Source organism: Paenibacillus sp. MT86 (assembly GCF_058792535.1).
This window is the reverse complement of record NZ_CM179499.1, coordinates 6,267,501-6,284,680: the sequence shown is the minus strand read 5'-3', so window position 1 is coordinate 6,284,680 and position 17,180 is coordinate 6,267,501. Positions and strand designations below refer to the sequence as shown.

23 protein-coding genes (1 of these 23 only partly in view) are annotated in these 17,180 nt (G+C 49.1%); 21 read left to right on the top strand and 2 right to left on the bottom strand.

The window, feature by feature from the left end; translation table 11 throughout:
• The first annotated feature begins 26 nt into the window (after positions 1-26).
• The 20 genes from rplO to AC3RCL_RS28640 all read left to right on the top strand — a co-directional run bounded on the left by rplO (position 27) and on the right by AC3RCL_RS28640 (position 15,242).
• Positions 27-467 (top strand): 50S ribosomal protein L15, encoded by a 441-nt coding sequence (gene rplO, locus AC3RCL_RS28735; protein ID WP_006212903.1) that lies wholly within the window; start codon positions 27-29, stop codon positions 465-467.
• Positions 467-1,765: a preprotein translocase subunit SecY gene (gene secY / locus AC3RCL_RS28730; RefSeq protein ID WP_009589213.1), complete on the top strand. Its 1,299-nt coding sequence runs from the start codon at positions 467-469 to the stop codon at positions 1,763-1,765. The genes rplO and secY overlap by 1 nt, the downstream gene beginning before the upstream one ends.
• An 89-nt stretch (positions 1,766-1,854) precedes the next feature.
• The gene (locus AC3RCL_RS28725) at positions 1,855-2,499 is read left to right on the top strand and encodes an adenylate kinase (protein WP_009589204.1); all 645 of its coding nucleotides are present in this window, start codon (positions 1,855-1,857) and stop codon (positions 2,497-2,499) included.
• Positions 2,500-2,504: 5 nt separating this feature from the next.
• The gene (gene map / locus AC3RCL_RS28720; protein ID WP_015737621.1) at positions 2,505-3,257 is read left to right on the top strand and encodes a type I methionyl aminopeptidase; all 753 of its coding nucleotides are present in this window, start codon (positions 2,505-2,507) and stop codon (positions 3,255-3,257) included.
• A 4-nt stretch (positions 3,258-3,261) separates the two neighbouring features.
• Positions 3,262-3,573 carry a KOW motif-containing protein gene (locus tag AC3RCL_RS28715; protein ID WP_492533344.1) on the top strand — a complete coding sequence of 104 codons (312 nt, stop codon included), beginning with the start codon at positions 3,262-3,264 and terminating at the stop codon, positions 3,571-3,573.
• A 2-nt stretch (positions 3,574-3,575) separates the two neighbouring features.
• Positions 3,576-3,791, top strand: a complete 216-nt coding sequence (gene infA, locus AC3RCL_RS28710) for a translation initiation factor IF-1 (RefSeq protein WP_006212898.1) — start codon at positions 3,576-3,578, stop codon at positions 3,789-3,791.
• Positions 3,792-3,922: 131 nt separating this feature from the next.
• Positions 3,923-4,036: a 50S ribosomal protein L36 gene (gene rpmJ / locus AC3RCL_RS28705; protein ID WP_003333770.1), complete on the top strand. Its 114-nt coding sequence runs from the start codon at positions 3,923-3,925 to the stop codon at positions 4,034-4,036.
• 20 nt (positions 4,037-4,056) lie between these two features.
• Positions 4,057-4,425 (top strand): 30S ribosomal protein S13, encoded by a 369-nt coding sequence (rpsM, locus tag AC3RCL_RS28700; RefSeq protein WP_006212897.1) that lies wholly within the window; start codon positions 4,057-4,059, stop codon positions 4,423-4,425.
• Positions 4,426-4,444: 19 nt separating this feature from the next.
• Positions 4,445-4,840 (top strand): 30S ribosomal protein S11, encoded by a 396-nt coding sequence (gene rpsK, locus AC3RCL_RS28695; RefSeq protein WP_009589209.1) that lies wholly within the window; start codon positions 4,445-4,447, stop codon positions 4,838-4,840.
• Positions 4,841-4,974: 134 nt separating this feature from the next.
• A complete protein-coding gene (locus AC3RCL_RS28690) occupies positions 4,975-5,919 on the top strand; it encodes a DNA-directed RNA polymerase subunit alpha (RefSeq protein WP_006212895.1) in 945 nt (314 codons plus the stop codon).
• Positions 5,920-5,956: 37 nt separating this feature from the next.
• A complete protein-coding gene (gene rplQ, locus AC3RCL_RS28685; RefSeq protein WP_009589203.1) occupies positions 5,957-6,322 on the top strand; it encodes a 50S ribosomal protein L17 in 366 nt (121 codons plus the stop codon).
• 326 nt (positions 6,323-6,648) lie between these two features.
• Positions 6,649-7,440 (top strand): tRNA pseudouridine(38-40) synthase TruA, encoded by a 792-nt coding sequence (gene truA / locus AC3RCL_RS28680; protein ID WP_192570481.1) that lies wholly within the window; start codon positions 6,649-6,651, stop codon positions 7,438-7,440.
• Between the two features lie 301 nt (positions 7,441-7,741).
• Positions 7,742-8,179, top strand: a complete 438-nt coding sequence (gene rplM, locus AC3RCL_RS28675) for a 50S ribosomal protein L13 (protein WP_009589234.1) — start codon at positions 7,742-7,744, stop codon at positions 8,177-8,179.
• A gap of 20 nt (positions 8,180-8,199) precedes the next feature.
• Positions 8,200-8,592, top strand: coding sequence for a 30S ribosomal protein S9 (gene rpsI / locus AC3RCL_RS28670; RefSeq protein WP_006212891.1), 393 nt, complete (start codon positions 8,200-8,202; stop codon positions 8,590-8,592).
• 427 nt (positions 8,593-9,019) lie between these two features.
• Positions 9,020-9,469, top strand: a complete 450-nt coding sequence (locus AC3RCL_RS28665; protein ID WP_096777170.1) for a MarR family winged helix-turn-helix transcriptional regulator — start codon at positions 9,020-9,022, stop codon at positions 9,467-9,469.
• 9 nt (positions 9,470-9,478) lie between these two features.
• Positions 9,479-11,125: a DHA2 family efflux MFS transporter permease subunit gene (locus AC3RCL_RS28660; RefSeq protein ID WP_096777169.1), complete on the top strand. Its 1,647-nt coding sequence runs from the start codon at positions 9,479-9,481 to the stop codon at positions 11,123-11,125.
• A gap of 196 nt (positions 11,126-11,321) precedes the next feature.
• Entirely contained in the window at positions 11,322-12,014 is a 693-nt protein-coding gene (locus AC3RCL_RS28655) for a phosphoadenylyl-sulfate reductase (protein WP_277747134.1), read from the top strand.
• 56 nt (positions 12,015-12,070) lie between these two features.
• Entirely contained in the window at positions 12,071-13,240 is a 1,170-nt protein-coding gene (gene sat, locus AC3RCL_RS28650) for a sulfate adenylyltransferase (RefSeq protein ID WP_492533339.1), read from the top strand.
• A 70-nt stretch (positions 13,241-13,310) separates the two neighbouring features.
• Entirely contained in the window at positions 13,311-14,084 is a 774-nt protein-coding gene (cwlD, locus tag AC3RCL_RS28645; protein WP_015737615.1) for an N-acetylmuramoyl-L-alanine amidase CwlD, read from the top strand.
• Between the two features lie 63 nt (positions 14,085-14,147).
• Positions 14,148-15,242: an Mrp/NBP35 family ATP-binding protein gene (locus AC3RCL_RS28640; RefSeq protein WP_015737614.1), complete on the top strand. Its 1,095-nt coding sequence runs from the start codon at positions 14,148-14,150 to the stop codon at positions 15,240-15,242.
• Positions 15,243-15,311: 69 nt separating this feature from the next.
• Here AC3RCL_RS28640 and gerD read toward each other — a convergent pair whose 3' ends face one another.
• The gene (gene gerD, locus AC3RCL_RS28635; RefSeq protein WP_015737613.1) at positions 15,312-16,019 is read right to left on the bottom strand and encodes a spore germination lipoprotein GerD; all 708 of its coding nucleotides are present in this window, start codon (positions 16,017-16,019) and stop codon (positions 15,312-15,314) included.
• Between the two features lie 193 nt (positions 16,020-16,212).
• On the opposite strand from gerD, the gene AC3RCL_RS28630 reads away from it, so the two are divergent.
• Positions 16,213-16,806: a KinB-signaling pathway activation protein gene (locus AC3RCL_RS28630; RefSeq protein ID WP_015737612.1), complete on the top strand. Its 594-nt coding sequence runs from the start codon at positions 16,213-16,215 to the stop codon at positions 16,804-16,806.
• Positions 16,807-16,859: 53 nt separating this feature from the next.
• Here AC3RCL_RS28630 and pdaB read toward each other — a convergent pair whose 3' ends face one another.
• Positions 16,860-17,180 carry the final stretch of a polysaccharide deacetylase family sporulation protein PdaB gene (gene pdaB, locus AC3RCL_RS28625; RefSeq protein ID WP_009589226.1) on the bottom strand. 483 nt of this gene lie beyond the right edge of the window, so only the last 321 of its 804 coding nucleotides appear in the window; its start codon lies beyond the right edge, outside the window; the stop codon is at positions 16,860-16,862.

Below are 17,180 nucleotides of genomic sequence, written 5' to 3'. Positions count from 1 at the left end.
GACATATTAAGGAGGTGCAACGAACGATGAAGTTACATGAGCTGAGCCCAGCACCTGGATCCCGCAAAGAGCGCAAGCGCGTTGGACGCGGTACTAGTAGCGGTACGGGTAAAACGTCGGGTCGCGGTCACAAAGGACAAAACTCTCGTTCCGGCGGTGGTGTACGTCCAGGCTTCGAAGGTGGACAGAACCCATTGTATCGTCGTCTTCCGAAGCGCGGTTTCGTAAACCCAACTCGGAAAGAGTACGCGATTGTGAACATCGAAGAACTTAACAGCTTTGCAGCAGGTACTGAAGTGACTCCAGAAGTTTTGGTTGAGAGCGGTATTGTTAACAATACAAAGAGCGGAATCAAAATTCTTGGCAACGGTGAAGTTACCGTTTCTTTGACTGTAAAAGCTAATAAGTTTTCTCAATCTGCGGTAGAGAAGATCGAGGCTGCCGGCGGTAAAACCGAGGTGATCTAATGTTTAAGACCCTGAAAAATATATGGCGTGTCGAGGACCTTCGCAAGCGTATTTTGTTCACCTTATTCGTTCTGATCATCTTCCGTATCGGATCCTTTGTACCGGTTCCCGGTGTTAACAAGGATGTCTTTACCCAGACGAATCAGGCAGGCAATGAGTTGTTCGGTCTTCTTAACACGTTCTCGGGGGGCGCGTTATCGCAGTTTTCGATCTTCGCCCTTTCGATATTTCCATATATTACTTCGTCCATTATCGTGCAATTGCTGTCGATGGACGTCATTCCAAAGTTTGCGGAATGGAACAAACAAGGGGAACACGGGAAGAAGCAGTTGGCTCAAATTACTCGTTATGGTACGGTAATACTGGGTCTGATTCAGGCGTTCGGTATGTCCATCGGGTTTAACCGCCTGTATGGCGCCGAAATGGTTCCTGGAGCAACCTTTATCGACTTCGTCGTGATCGCGATCGTTCTTACTGCAGGTACATCATTCTTGATGTGGCTCGGCGAACAGATTACGGAACGCGGAATCGGTAACGGTATTTCGATCATTATCTTTGCAGGTATCGCTGCTGGTATTCCGATGCACATTCGGACAACGATTGAATCGAACTTCATTCAGGATGGTCAGGTCTTCATGAACATTCTGAAGGGTGTCATCATCCTCTTGATTTTGGTTCTGATCATTACCGGTGTTGTATTCATTCAGCAAGGTATCCGTAAAATTCCGGTTCAATACGCGAAGCGTGTTGTAGGAAACAAAATGTACGGTGGACAGAACACACACATTCCGCTCAAGATTAACGGAGCAGGCGTTATTCCGGTCATCTTTGCGATGTCATTGCTGCAGTTCCCGGTTATCCTGGCCAGCTTCTGGGCACACCAGAATTGGGCGAAATGGATTACGGCGAACCTGGCTTATGACAGCCCGCTTGGAATGGTACTGTATGTACTCATGATCATTGGTTTCACGTTCTTCTACACCTTCGTGCAGATGAATCCGAACCAAATGGCTGATAATATGAAGAAGAACGGCGGCTATGTGCCGGGCATTCGTCCTGGTAAAGCTACCGAGAAGTATCTGACACGGGTTATGACCCGTTTGACCATGACAGGAGCTCTGTTCCTGGCCGTGATCTCCGTACTTCCGGTGTTCTTCGGATCACTTGCAGGTCTTCCTCGTACGGTTCAGATTGGTGGTACGTCCCTCTTGATCGTCGTCGGTGTTGCACTGGATACGATGAAGCAGATCGAAAGCCAACTGATCAAACGTCATTACAAAGGTTTTATCAATAAATAGGCGATAGGTTCCGGCGAGTGGTCTGTATCGCTTCCCGGCGCCTATTGTGTTGTTCTTGCTAGTCAATCAAGGGGAGGGAGTGACGTAAGGTGAACATCTTATTCATGGGTCCTCCTGGGGCAGGAAAAGGAACGCAAGCAGAAAACATCGTGAATGAATTCGGTATTCCTCATATTTCAACGGGCGATGCATTTCGTCTCGCGATCAAACAAGGAACTCCTATCGGGATTAAAGCGAAGGAATTCATGGATCAGGGTCTGCTGGTACCGGATGACGTAACGATTGGTATTGTGGAAGAGCGTCTGCAGCAGTCCGATTGCGAAAAAGGTTTTTTATTGGACGGCTTTCCAAGAACCCTTTCGCAAGCGGAAGCGCTGGATGACATTCTCGCCCGCTTGAATACTGGTCTCGATCACGTCATCAACCTGAAAGTGGATCGGGAAAAGCTTCTGGCCCGCCTAACCGGCCGCCGGATTTGCAAAAACTGCGGTTCGACTTATCATGTGATCTTTAATCCTCCTAAACAGGAAGGCATTTGTGATAAATGCGGCGGCGAATTGTACCAACGCTCCGATGATAACGAAGAGAGCGTCGGCATTCGTTTAGACGAATATATCAACAAAACAGCACCACTCCTCACGTTTTATGAGAACAAAGGTCTTTTGCGTCAAATCGATGGTGATCAGGAAATCGACGCGGTTTCATCACAAATTGCGTCTATACTGAGAGGTTAAGTATAATGATCATTTGTAAATCCGAAACGGAACTGAGCTTGATGAGAGAAGCAGGAAGGATCGTGGCGGAATGCCACAAACTCCTTGCCGCTCATGTTGAACCGGGCATTACGACCGGGGAACTGGACCTGATGGCCGACAAGTTCATTCGAAGCCAAGGCGCTGTGCCATCTTTTAAAGGCTACAACGGATTTCCTTCCAGCATTTGCGCATCAGTCAACGAAGAATTGGTGCATGGATTTCCAGGCAAACGCAAATTGATCGAGGGCGATATCGTTACGTTTGATATCGGCGCGCAATACCAGGGTTACCATGGTGACTCGGCATGGACCTACGCTGTAGGAGAAATTTCCGAAGAGGCCCAGCGTTTGCTGGACGTTACGGAAGGATCGCTCTATGCTGGACTTGCGCTAGTCAAACCCGATGTCCGCTTGTTTACAATCTCTCATGCCATTCAGCGTCATATCGAGGATGCAGGTTTCTCTGTCGTCCGGGAGTACGTTGGTCATGGCGTGGGTACCGATCTGCATGAGGATCCGCAAATTCCGAACTATGGCATTCCTGACCGCGGACCAAGACTCAAACCGGGCATGGTGCTCGCGATTGAGCCGATGGTCAATGCCGGGAAACGGCATGTCAAGACGCTGGAAGACAACTGGACGGTTGTTACGGTTGACGGCTCACTATGTGCTCACTTCGAGCATACGGTAGCAGTCACGCCGGATGGCATGGAAATTTTGACGAAGCTGCCGGAATAGGGTGATGACATTGAATCATGAAATCCCGCTTCAACCCGGTCAGATTGTTAAGATACTGAAGGGCAGAGATGCCGGACAGTATGCCGTTATCGTTTCGATTGAGGACAGCAGGTTCGTGTGGATCGCGGATGGGGACAAACGCAAGTTTGACGGGGCCAAGAAGAAGAATGTTCTTCATCTTGAACCTCAATCCTACATTAGCAGTGAAGTGGTAAACAGTTTGCAAGAAAGCGGTCGGGTTACAAACGGTAAACTGCGTTTCGCACTTGGCCAATTTGTATCCGATAAATCCAAGGCAGATCAGAAAGGAGACTAACTGTGGCTAAAGAAGATGTCATTGAAGTCGAAGGAACGGTCATCGAGCCGTTGCCGAATGCTACCTTTAAAGTCGAGCTGGAGAATGGTCACCAGATTCTCGCTCATGTTTCCGGAAAGCTGCGGATGCACTTTATCCGTATCCTTACAGGAGACAAAGTGGTTGTTCAACTCTCGCCGTACGATTTAACCAAAGGTCGTATCACGTACCGTAAATAGATTCAAGGTTCCCCCGGGGAATCAAGGAAAGCTGCGAAGCGGTTTTACTGACGTAAAACTCAGCAGCGGTAACAAACTACTTTAGTTTCGAAGCTGGTTTTACAACGTAAAACTTGGAGGAGGTAATTAGCATGAAGGTAAGACCTTCTGTAAAGCCTATTTGCGAAAAATGCAAAGTCATTCGCCGCAAAGGGAACGTAATGGTTATCTGTGAAAATCCGAAACACAAACAAAAACAAGGTTAAAGAAGGGGGTGTAGCGTAAAATGGCTCGTATAGCTGGTGTGGATTTGCCACGTGACAAACGCGTTGAGATCGCCTTGACTTACATTTTCGGAATCGGTAAAACGACTTCCCAGAAAGTATTGAAAGAAACTGGAATCAATGCAGACACTCGTGTCCGTGATTTGACAGAAGATGAAGTCAGCAAATTGCGCGAAACGATCGATGGTATGGTTAAGGTAGAAGGTGACCTGCGTCGTGAAATTTCCTTAAATATTAAACGTCTCACGGAGATCGGCTGCTACCGCGGTATTCGTCACCGTCGTGGATTGCCTGTTCGTGGTCAACGTACTAAAACGAATGCTCGTACACGTAAAGGTCCTCGTCGTACCGTAGCGAACAAGAAGAAATAAGAAAGGGGGATAATAGACAATGGCTAAACCAAAAAAAGTCGTACGTACTAAACGTCGTGACCGCAAAAATATTGAAAGTGGCGTGGCTCATATCCGCTCCACGTTCAACAATACAATCGTAACGATTACGGATCCTCACGGAAACGCGATTTCTTGGGCAAGCTCCGGCGGCCTTGGATTTAAAGGTTCCCGTAAGTCGACCCCGTTCGCTGCGCAAATGGCTGCTGAAACAGCTGCCAAAGCGGCTATGGAACACGGTATGAAAGCGGTGGAAGTCATGGTTAAAGGTCCTGGTGCTGGTCGTGAAGCAGCAATTCGTTCCCTGCAAGCAGCAGGTCTCGAAGTGAACCTGATCAAAGACGTAACACCAATTCCACATAACGGATGCCGCCCACCAAAACGTCGTCGCGTATAATGAAGTCATCCTGTTAATGTGGTATAAATCCGTTGCAATCTGCTAATAATGGTTGTTTAGGCATACTACTACATGGATTACTGGATAAGATGACAGTTTCATATAGGAGCGACGTTTGAAGGAGGGGTACTTGCGTGATTGAAATCGAAAAGCCGAAAATTGAGACCGTTGATGTCAATGAAGAAGGAACCTATGGGAAATTCGTTGTTGAGCCTCTAGAGAGAGGATATGGCACGACGCTGGGGAACTCGCTTCGCCGCATCTTGTTATCCTCACTCCCGGGTGCAGCCGTCACATCGATTCAAATCGATGGCGTGCTTCATGAATTCTCCACGATTCCGGGTGTCATGGAAGACGTGACCGAGGTCATCCTGAACCTGAAAGCTTTGTCTCTGAAAATTCATTCCGATGAAGAGAAAGTGTTCGAGATTGATGCGGAGGGTGAAGGGGTTGTTACTGCTGGTGACATCCGTGCGGATAGTGATGTGGAGATTCTGAATCCGGATCTTCATATTGCGACGCTGGGCCCTGGTGCAAGACTTCATATGCGTATTTTTGCCAGTCGCGGTCGTGGCTATGTCCAGGCGGATCGGAACAAACGCGATGACCAGCCTATCGGCGTCATTCCCGTCGATTCGATCTACACTCCGATTAGCCGTGTTAACTACGGCGTGGAAAATACGCGTGTTGGCCAAGTAACCAACTACGACAAACTGACGCTTGAAATTTGGACGGATGGCAGCATCCGCCCAGAAGAAGCCGTTAGTCTCGGCGCGAAAATCTTGACTGAGCATCTGTTCCTCTTCGTGGGTCTGACCGACGAAGCGAAGGATGCGGAGATCATGGTCGAGAAAGAAGAAGACAAGAAAGAAAAAGTGCTTGAAATGACGATCGAAGAGCTGGATCTTTCCGTTCGTTCCTACAACTGCTTGAAACGTGCCGGCATTAATACGGTACAAGAGCTGACTACGAAAACCGAAGAGGATATGATGAAAGTCCGGAACCTCGGACGCAAATCCTTGGAGGAAGTTCAAGAGAAGCTCGAAGAGTTGGGCCTGGGACTTCGTACGGAAGAATAACAGATTCGGCTTAGCTTAGCAAAGGAGGGAAAAACACATGGCATACCAAAAGTTGGGCCGCGATTCCAGTGCGCGTAAAGCGTTGTTCCGTGACCTGGTAACCGACCTTTTCTTATATGAGCGTATTCAAACGACTGAAGCCAAAGCGAAAGAAGTTCGTTCGATCGCTGAGAGACTGATCACAAAAGCAAAAAAAGGTGATCTGCACGCTCGTCGTCAAGTAGCTGCATTCGTGCGTCGTGAAACGGTTGACGGTGAACAAGATGCAATCCAAAAATTGTTCTCCGAAATCGCTCCTCGCTACGTAGAGCGTCCAGGCGGATACACGCGTATCCTGAAACTGGGTCCTCGTCGTGGTGACGCAGCTCCAATGGTTTATTTGGAACTGGTAGATCGCGCGTAATTTCGTTTTGTTCCATTGAAGTGACTGAAGTTATGTATGCCCGGCTCTTCAGATGTTTATTCTAGGGGCCATGAACGGGAAGTGGTGCGAGATATAGTCGATCATTTGGTTCGACTCGTCTCGACTACTCCATGGGCTACGATAACGGGGACCTTCTAGTCATGTGGCTGACTCGAAGGGTTCGGCTTAACATGATGAAAAGGAGCTCCTATGGGGCTCTTTTTTTGATAGATATGGAACTCATGAGTTATCAGCGATGCTGATGAGATTCTAAATCGCAAGTTTCGTTTCGGAATCATTCGATGAAAGCACGCAGGAGGCAAGCAATGCGTAATCTTCTGATGAAGGTCAGTTACGACGGTACCGATTATAACGGCTTTCAGACCCAGCCCGGTGGCCACACGATTCAGGACTATTTGGAGGAAGCCATTCGCCGCTTGTCCGGAGAGCAGCTCAAGATTACGGCTTCCGGCCGGACAGATGCCGGGGTGCATGCCCGCGCCCAGGTATTTAATTTTTACACGGCTTCCCCCATTCCCGTGGAGCGTTGGTGCATGGCATTAAACACTTGGCTGCCGGAAGATATCGTGGTTTCGGATGCAATGGAGGTACCGATGGAATTCCATTCCCGCCATGCAGCGAAACGCAAAACCTATCGTTTTACCATCAATGCGAATCAATATCCGGATCTATTCAACCGGCGGTACCAGATCCATCATCATGGAAAACTGGATATCGCAGCGATGGAGCAGGGACTTTCTCATCTGATCGGAACGCATGACTTTACAACGTTTGCGTCACGAAAGTCGACGAAGCCGTCCCATGTCCGTACGATTTTTGATGCTTGGATCGAGAAGGATACATCCATGTGCCGCCCAGGCACCAGAGATCAAGGAATCATTCATACGTTCATATCCGGGAACGGGTTTCTGCAGCACATGGTCCGGATCATTATGGGAACGTTGATTGAGGTAGGGGAAGGCAAGCGCCATCCGGATGATATGAAGGTCATATTGGAAGCCCAAAATCGGGCGGCAGCCGGTCCCACAGCGATGGGCAAGGGCTTGATGTTATGGGAAGTGGATTACGATATCGCCGGCCAAGAGAAGCTGCAATGACTGACGCGATACGTGCCACGCAGACGGCTGTTCCCCAAAGAACCGGAAAGCGTTCGGGATGCGTTTGGCGGCTTGTTTGAATCAAACCGCAGGGTGTAAGCTAGAAAAGCAAAAAACACTTGCGGAAGTGGGCGTAATCCTGTATTATATAAGTTGTGTTTTCTTAACGGCTCTCCCACAGCCCCGGTTAAGAGAATGCCAATAGCAAGACAGCAACACCATGAAAATGCTTTACACATGAACGAAGATAAATGATGAAAATTAATGATGATTTTCGGACGAATACAAGGAGGAACTATACATGCGTACCACCTATATGGCGAAGCCAAATGAAGTTGAGCGCAAATGGTACATCGTTGATGCCGAAGGCAAAACGCTTGGCCGTTTGGCAAGTGAAGTTGCGGCTCTGATCCGCGGCAAACATAAGCCTCAATTCACTCCACATGTTGACACAGGGGATTTCGTGGTTGTTATCAACGCCGAGAAAATCCACCTCACTGGCAAAAAGATGGAGAACAAGAAATACTATCGTCACTCCCTGCATCCAGGTGGATTGAAAGTAACTTCAGCTCAAGACCTGATTGCTAAATTCCCAGAGCGTGTAATCGAAAGCGCGGTTCACGGCATGCTTCCTAAAACTCGCATGGGCGAGAAAATGAAGCTGAGACTGAAAGCATACGCAGGCACGGCACATCCACATGAAGCACAAAAACCAGAAGTTTACGAACTTCGCGGTTAATTAAAAAGGAGGACAGTTTCATGGCACAAGTACAATACTATGGGACAGGTCGTCGTAAGCACTCGGTAGCACGTGTACGCCTCGTACCGGGTGAAGGACGCATTGTCATCAATAAACGTGATATCAATGAATATTTCGGTTTGGAAACACTCAAACTGATCGTTAAACAACCTTTGAATCTGACAGAAACACTGGGCAAATATGACGTGCTTGTCATCGCTCACGGTGGCGGCATCTCCGGTCAAGCTGGAGCAATCCGTCACGGTATCTCCCGTGCTCTTCTGAAAGCAGATCCTGAATTCCGTCCTTCTCTGAAAAGAGCTGGATTCCTAACTCGCGACCCTCGTATGAAAGAACGTAAGAAATATGGTCTTAAAGCAGCTCGTCGCGCGCCACAGTTCTCCAAACGTTAATATTCGATTTACCAAGCCCTTGGCCATTACGGTCAAGGGCTTTTTTGTGGTGTCTGAAAGCATAATTCTCGAAGCATAGGTCTCCCGGTTATGGCAACACACCGTCCTCTGCACGAAGTCTGTCTACTGTGTTGGAAGTGGACAAGACAATTGTAGTCAGGTTGTCCACAAAGATATGCACATCATGGTGAGCACATTAGGGATACGTTCGCGTGTTTTGGGGCATGTTGTTCACATCATGTGCACAGGTTGAGGATATGAAGAATGAAGCTGGCTTCCGAGCATGATCATCTGACATCGTTAACCACTTGACTTCATATGTAAATAGAGATATATTATTAATTGCAAATTAATTAAGCACTTAAATAATTAATATTTAATCATTAATTAGATAAGTAATTTCTTGGAGCAGTAAGGGGTGATATGGTTGGATCGCAATGAAGAGATTTTTAAGGTGTCGTCGATGTTCCGGGCGCTGCTGAAGAACATTTCTCAAGAATGGAACAAGTCGAGCGCCGGGAAATACAATTTAAGTTTCCCTCAATTTCAGGTGCTGTATGTGTTAAAGATGAGAGGACCTCTAAAGGTCTCGGAGCTTGCTGAAGTTTTGTCTTTGACGCCGCCGGCTATAACCGGACTGACGGATAAATTGGTTGCAGAAGGATATCTGCAGAAAGAACGTGCCGAGGATGACCGCAGAGTTGTCAACATCACGCTATTGGAACCGGGGCTTGAGATCATTAAGAAAGTGAAGAAGGACCAAAAAGAAATGATCCAGGGATTTTTCGACTTCCTCTCAGAGGAAGACATTCAGCATTTAAGAAGAATCTTCTCCTTGATGCTGTCAAACATAGATAAAAACAATCACAACGGGTAGAGGTGGAGCATGGAGCATTTAACGCTTAAACGTAAAGTTTCGATTATGATCGCGATCATGGCTGCGATGTTCTTCGCAGCCATTAACCAGACGATAACAAGCACCGCGATGCCGCGGATTATCGCCATTCTCGATGGCATGGATTATTATACATGGACCATCAACATTTATTTGTTAACATCAACGATCGCTACCATACTGGTTGGCAAGCTGTCCGACATGTTCGGACGTAAGCCGTTTATAATGATAGGTATATTGTTTTTCATGTTAGGGGCTTTCCTTACGGGTACTTCGACAGACGTGTATCAGTTTATCATTTATCGCGGTATTCAAGGTATCGGTGCCGGCATTATCCAGTCAACGGCATTTATGTCGGTCGGGGACTTATTCCCGCCGCGGGAACGTGGTAAATGGATGGGCCTGATGACGGCGGTATTCGGTTTTTCCAGTGTCCTGGGTCCTACGCTTGGCGGTTACCTGGTCGATAACATTGAATGGCGCTGGTTATTCTGGATCTTCCTGCCGCTGGGCGTCGTTGCCTTTATCATGATCATGACATTGTTCCCTAAGGTCGAACGCAAACCGGGTCAATCCATCGATTATTTGGGCTCCTTATTCCTGACAACGGCCATCGTTCCGTTGCTGCTTGCCTTTTCTTGGGCAGGTACGGAATATCCTTGGGGATCGCCGGAGATTATCGGTCTCATAGCGGCTTCGGTCGTATCGGCCATCATCTTTATATTTGTTGAGACAAAGGCCAAGGAACCGGTTTTGCCGCTGAGTTTGTTTAAGAACAGCGTCGTTACGGTTTCCAATCTGATTGGATTCATTATGAACTTCGGTTTGATGGGCGCGATGATTTACATCTCGTTCTACGTGCAGGGCGTACTCGGCATTTCGCCTACCTATGCCGGGTATGTAACGATTCCGATGTCGGTCTTCATGATGGGAATGAGCGCCGTCGTGGGCCAGCTGATCGCGAAGAGCGGCAAGTACAAACGTTACGCGCTGCTTGGCGTACCGATCATGATTGTGGGCATGGGTATCATGGTATTCATGGATAACCTGTGGCTGACCGTGGTCAGTACCATCATTTTCGGTGTCGGTCTTGGTTTGGGCATGCCGGTATTCTCGCTGGCCACGCAAAATGCGGTATCGCACAAAGAGCTTGGCGTAGCGACGGCTTCTTCCCAATTGTTCCGTAATCTTGGCGGTACGATCGGTATCGCGGTTATGGGTACGGTTATGTCGAATAACCTGACGAAGAATTTGAAGGATGCACTTCAGTCGGAGAGCGCGCCTGACTTCAGCTCCTTGGATCCGCAGATGGCCCAGCAGATGCTATCGTTCGCGAATCCGCAGACGCTGATGAATAAGCCGTTGATCGAACAGACGCAAGCAAGCCTTCCTGCAGATGTGCAGCCACTATTCCTGCAGATGATAGACAGCATTCGCGATGCGCTCGGAAATACGCTATCCATGGTATTCCTTACCGGGATGCTGGTGCTTGTGGTCGCATTGCTGCTCGTATTCTTCTTGAAGGAAATTCCGCTGCGGACAACGAATCAGGCATCGGCTCCCAAGTCCGAGGATTCGGAAGGAAAAAGTGCCGGTGCAGGCATGAGAGCCAAAGAGGTATCCGTAGCATCGGAGTAAGGTCCAAGACTTGTCATAATGTTTGGAAAATAGAATAGAGAGAAGCCCCTTCCTGCTTGCGCAGGAAGGGTTTTTTCGTTTTTTATGGTAACGATTTGATGGTTGACATTTATTAGGAATGTTTTATACTGTATTTAATTCATATTATTTCAGTAGGATTATCGGGATTAATGAAAAATGGGGGAGGCATCCAATCATGAATTTGCTGGAGAAAGAAGATCTGATCAGAGTGCAGGCTGAAGAGCTTGAGCACGCATCGGCTGAGGAAGTCATCGAATATGCTATCAAGACGTTTCCTAACATAACGTTTGCTTGCAGCTTTGGAGCAGAAGATGTGGTATTGGTCGATATGATTCAGAAGATCAGTCCGTCGACGGATATTTTTTATCTGGATACCGACTTTCATTTCAAGGAGACATATGAAACGCGGGATCGTATGGCAGAACGCTATGGGCTGGAATTTGTGCGCGTATCTCCGCTCATTACGCCGGAAGAGCAAGCGGCTCAGCATGGCGAAGCATTATGGAGCGTCAGCCCGAACGAATGCTGCAACATCCGCAAGGTAGAGCCGTTGACCCGGATTCTGTCTCAATACGAGGCTTGGATCACAGGCATACGAAGAGATCAAGCCCCTACCCGGGCGAACTCGAAGAAGATTGAATATGATACCAAGTTCGGTTTGGTGAAGTTTAATCCGATCGCGGGCTGGACGAGTGAGGATGTGTGGAATTACATCCGCACGAACGAGATCATCTACAACCCGCTGCATGATCAGAATTATCCGAGCATTGGCTGCGAATACTGCACGCGGCAGGTCATGCCGGGAGAAGATCCACGTGCAGGACGCTGGTCCGGGCATGAGAAGACGGAGTGCGGGCTTCATAAATAAACAGATAAGAACCACTTGCCTTATCACAGTTGCAGCATAAGAAGGAGGAATTATTCATGACAGCCATACTCCCTCATGGCGGTACGCTGGTACAGCGGGTAGCCCAAGGAGAAGAACGTGAAGCTTTGTTGAAGCAGGTTGACACCTTTCATAAGATCCCTGTAAACGCCTGGAGCATTTCGGACTTGGATCTAATCGGGGTCGGAGCATTTTCGCCATTGCAGGGATTTCTGAACGAGCAGGACTACAAATCGGTCGTTTCCAATATGCGTTTATCTGACGGAACGGTGTGGAGCATACCGGTCACGCTGGCCGTAGATGAAGACACGGCGGCGAAGCTCGTAGTCGGCGAGAAGGCGGCGCTTGTAGGAGAAGAAGATGGCGTCGTTTATGGCGTCATCGATGTCGAGAGTGTCTACCAGGTCGATCAGCAAGTCGAGGCTGTACAAGTATTCAAGACCGATGATCCGGAGCATCCAGGCGTGAAAAAGCTTTTGGAACGACCTGCGACGTATGTTGGAGGTCCGATTCAAGTATTGAATCGTCCGCAACCGGAACGGTTTGGCGAGTTTTATTTTGATCCGGCAGAAACACGCGCACATTTTAAAGCCAAGGGCTGGAATACGGTTGTCGGCTTTCAGACCCGAAATCCGGTCCACCGTGCACATGAGTACATTCAGAAAAGCGCAATGGAAATCGTAGATGCGCTATTCCTCAATCCGCTCGTGGGAGAGACCAAATCGGATGACGTTCCTGCCAACGTGCGGATGAAGAGCTACCTGACCTTGCTGGAGAACTATTACCCCGCGGATCGTACCCTCCTGGGCGTATTTCCGGCTGCCATGCGTTATGCAGGCCCAAGGGAAGCCATATTCCATGCCATGGTTCGTAAAAATTATGGATGCACTCATTTTATCGTGGGCCGGGATCACGCCGGAGTCGGCGACTACTACGGCACTTATGAGGCACAGGAAATTTTCAAGAATTTCACTGCGGAAGAGCTAGGCATTACCCCGCTGTTCTTCGAGCACAGCTTCTTCTGCACAACATGCGGAAACATGGCCTCGAGCAAAACATGCCCGCATCCTAAGGAGGACCATCTGACCTTGTCGGGAACGAAGGTTCGCGGCTTGCTTCGCGAGGGGCAGTGCCCGCCGCCGGAATTTACGCGCCCGGAAGTTGCGCAAGTACTGATCGAAGGCATGAAAGAGCAGATCACGGTATAACGAAGGCATAAATAACCGCCTTGTCCCATATGATGGAGTAGAACAACTCATGGGACGAGGTGGTTTTGTTATGTCCAGGCGGAGAACAGACAAGGTTACGGTATGGATATCGTTGAAGAGAATCAAACAAACCCTGATTGGTGCCGTACTACTGGCACTGCTCATTATCGTAGTGACGTACGAAATCCCCTCTGCCAAAACGTCCAATACCTGGAGCCTACCGCTTGCCGGCAAAGTCATTGCCCTTGATGCAGGCCATGGCGGGCCAGACGGGGGAGCAGTAAGCCGCCAAGGCGTCATAGAGAAGGATGTAAACCTGGCCATCACCTTGTATCTACGTGATTACTTGCAGCAGGCAGGCGCGCTTGTCATTATGACAAGAGAAGGAGACTACGACCTGGCGGCGGAAAGCACCAAGGGATATTCCAAGCGGAAAACGGAAGATCTCAAACAACGCGTGCGGATGATTGAGGACAGCAAGGCCGACCTGTTTATCAGCATGCATCTGAACAGCATTCCGTCCAATCGGTGGAGAGGCGCGCAGACCTTTTTCCCGCCGAATAACGAGGACAGCAAGAAACTTGCCGAATTGATCCAAGCTGAAATTAGGCATAACCTGGAGAATACGCAGCGTCTGGCCAAAACGGACGACAAGATATATTTGCTCCGAGCCCTGCGCATGCCATCCGCCCTGGTCGAGGTCGGTTTCTTGTCCCATCCGCAGGAATCCGAATTGCTTCGGGACGAGAAATACCAGAGGAAGGTCGCAGCTTCCGTGTATAACGGCATTTTGCGGTATACCTCCGGAGAGTCCACCAGCGAGTCGTCACAAGCTGCAGAGTAATGGTATAATAGACACGAATATCGAAACATTGTCTATTCCATTACATAGAGCAGAGGTGCTTATATGCTGACTAGAGAAACGGTACAGGAGATACTCCAGCCTTTACGTGATCCCGAAACCGGGAAGAGCCTGATGGAGCTCCAGCGTATTCGAGATATTGTAGTCAAGGAACGCACGGTTCGACTATCCGTGACGTACAGCAGCGAAGATGTACGCGCTTCCCTGGAAGCGCAGATCAGAGAAATTCTGGAGGCGATGGGGGCAGAGGATATTCATATCCGCATGCGTCCCCTGGACAATGCCTCAAACCAAGCGAACCGCGAGGAAGCCAACGATCGCGACAAGCTGACAAAAGGGCATGCTGCCGGCATGGAGCAGAATACGCTTCTAAGCGAACAATCCGGCGTTCATTTCATTGCGATCGCAAGCGGCAAAGGCGGCGTCGGCAAATCCACCGTTACGGTGAATTTAGCCGCGGCTTTGGCCCGGCAAGGGAAGAGGGTCGGTCTGATCGACGCGGATATTTACGGATTCAGCGTGCCGGACATGATGGGTATTGAGGAAGGGCCCTCCGTAACCGAAGACGGCGTCATTCACCCGGTTGAGCGCTTTGGCGTCAAGGTCATGTCGATGGGCTTCTTCATCCGTGAGAACAGTCCGGTGATTTGGCGCGGACCGATGCTTGGCAAAATGCTGCGTCAATTTTTCACCGATGTCGCTTGGGGGGATTTGGACTACATGCTGCTTGATCTGCCGCCAGGAACCGGTGACGTGGCGCTGGACGTGCATCAGATGATTCCGCAGAGCAAAGAGATCATCGTAACCACCCCGCATGCTACGGCGGCGTTTGTTGCCGCCAGAGCGGGTGCGATGGCCTTGCAGACCGATCATGAAATTCTGGGCGTCGTCGAGAACATGTCCTATTATGTCTGCTCCCATGGCGGAGAGAAGGATTATGTGTTCGGTCGTGGAGGCGGAGGCAAGCTTGCCGAGACGCTTCATACGGAGCTTCTCGCGCAGCTTCCGTTGGGGGCCCCGGATAATCACCCTTCGGAGCCGGATTTCTCGCCATCGGTTTATAAACCGGGGACCGAGAGCGCAGCGATTTACGAAGAGATCGCCTCACGAATCGCGGCTAAGCTTGAAGGATCCGTTTAAGACCAGTCATAATATGACGAAACAAGCTCCCTCTGCAGGGAGCTTGTTCTATTTTTCGGAATGGATGCTTTAACCGCCGCCGCCATCGCCGCCGCCTTCCTCACCGCCGCCGCTTTCACTGCCGCCTTCACCGCCGCCTTGCTCTTCTTGGCCTTTTTCCTCGCCTTGTTTTTTCTTTTCCACTTTAGGCTGAAGTTCATCTTTCACGACCGTTTTGAGCAGTTCCAGAACCTCCATGCGGAACAGCGGATTTTGCATAGCTTCCTGCATCACGGTCATGGACTGTTTGCGATAGTCCGGCGTATTGGTCAATTCAAGAAACGATTTCATCACATCCGGTGATTTTAACATATCCTGAATAGCCTTTTGATACGTAGGGTCCTTGATCAGCTGCATATGCAGCTGCTTGCTCTCGGAATTAATGGCTTTGGCAAAATCGCCGGCGAATTGCGGATCGGTCATGATCTTCTCAATTTCCTTCTTATATTCATCCGACACCAGCGTATCCTTAACAGCCATCCGAATTTGATCGCCAGATTGGGCGGACATCATCCGCATTCCCATTGAGCCTCCGCTGCCTGAGGAACCGCCGGATCCGCCGCCTAGCGCTTCTTCCACCGCTTTTTTGCCTTCGTCGGTTTTCAGAATGTCGACCACCATAGACTTGATTTCTTTATAGCCAAGCTGCGGGGACGAGCTTTGTTCTACGCCACAAGCGGTAAGCACCATGGCAGCAACGAAGACGATAATACATAAACGAAATAACGGCCACTTCATTACCGTTGTCCTCCTTTTTTCGCAAGAAAAATCCTTCTGCATGCGGTCTGTCTTTTCGTGAAAGTAAATTGATTGTCATTTTTCTTACGGGTCTTCGCATAGTATGCGATGGATTTGCAGAAATATGTCGGATTCAGAATGGTTTTTTATTGTGAACGTTGGTAAAATAATGATCTGTGGGGGTGGAAGTTAGTTGAGCTTACGTAAGTGGTCCAAATTGTTTTTGAAAACGCTGCTCGTCGGGGCAGTGGCGGCATTGATCGTAGGTCTGATCCTGCAGTTGTTTAATGGCGCTATCGAGTTCACGGGAATGGCCGATTTATTGATATACCCGCTGATTTTGTTAGGCTCTGGGGCGCTGGTGAGCGTATACTCCCAGATGGGCTTTTTTGCATACCTGACGTTAAATTATATGGGGATTGGCATATTCCGAAGAAAGACTTGGCAATACATTCAGATTGTGTTGGCTGTACTGGCATTGCTGGAGCTGATGTTCTTCCGTACGTTTGTCGGCGGATCCACCAGCCTGCAGCAGGATTTGATTCTGGGTATCTCCATACTGGTCATTGCCATTGTCGTTGCTTACCTCAAAGTAAAGAGCACAAATGCCAACGCATGGATCCCGACGCTGTTCTTCATGATGGCCATTTCCATCGTAGAGATTATCGGCGTGCTGCAAATCGGAGTGAGCAACGCCACGATTTTTATGGTTGTACCGTTGCTGATCTGTAATGCATACCAGATTCTGACGCTTCATAAAGTTACACAAGACGAAAAAAAGAGCTAACGCCTTAGCTCTTTTTTTGTTAAGCATTATTTAATGTTAAGGGTCTTCATGAGTCATAGCCCGCCTGCGTCTTCGATGCTCTTCTGCAATGAAGCGTGATCGCGGACCTCGGTGCCTTGGGTGCTGCCCTGTTGAAGCAGATCGGTGACCGTGACGAACTCGTAGCCTTGATTGCGAAGTTCCTTGATGATGAGAGGCAGCGCTTCATGGGTTTGCTTCACCGAATCGCTGGCGTGCATCAGCACGATATCTCCCGGATGGGCTTTGGAGACGACGCGATCGACGATTTTCTCGACGCCGATGTTCTTCCAATCCCTGGAGTCGGTATCCCACTGGATCACCGTGTAGTTCAGGCTTTGGGCGATGCTGAGGAC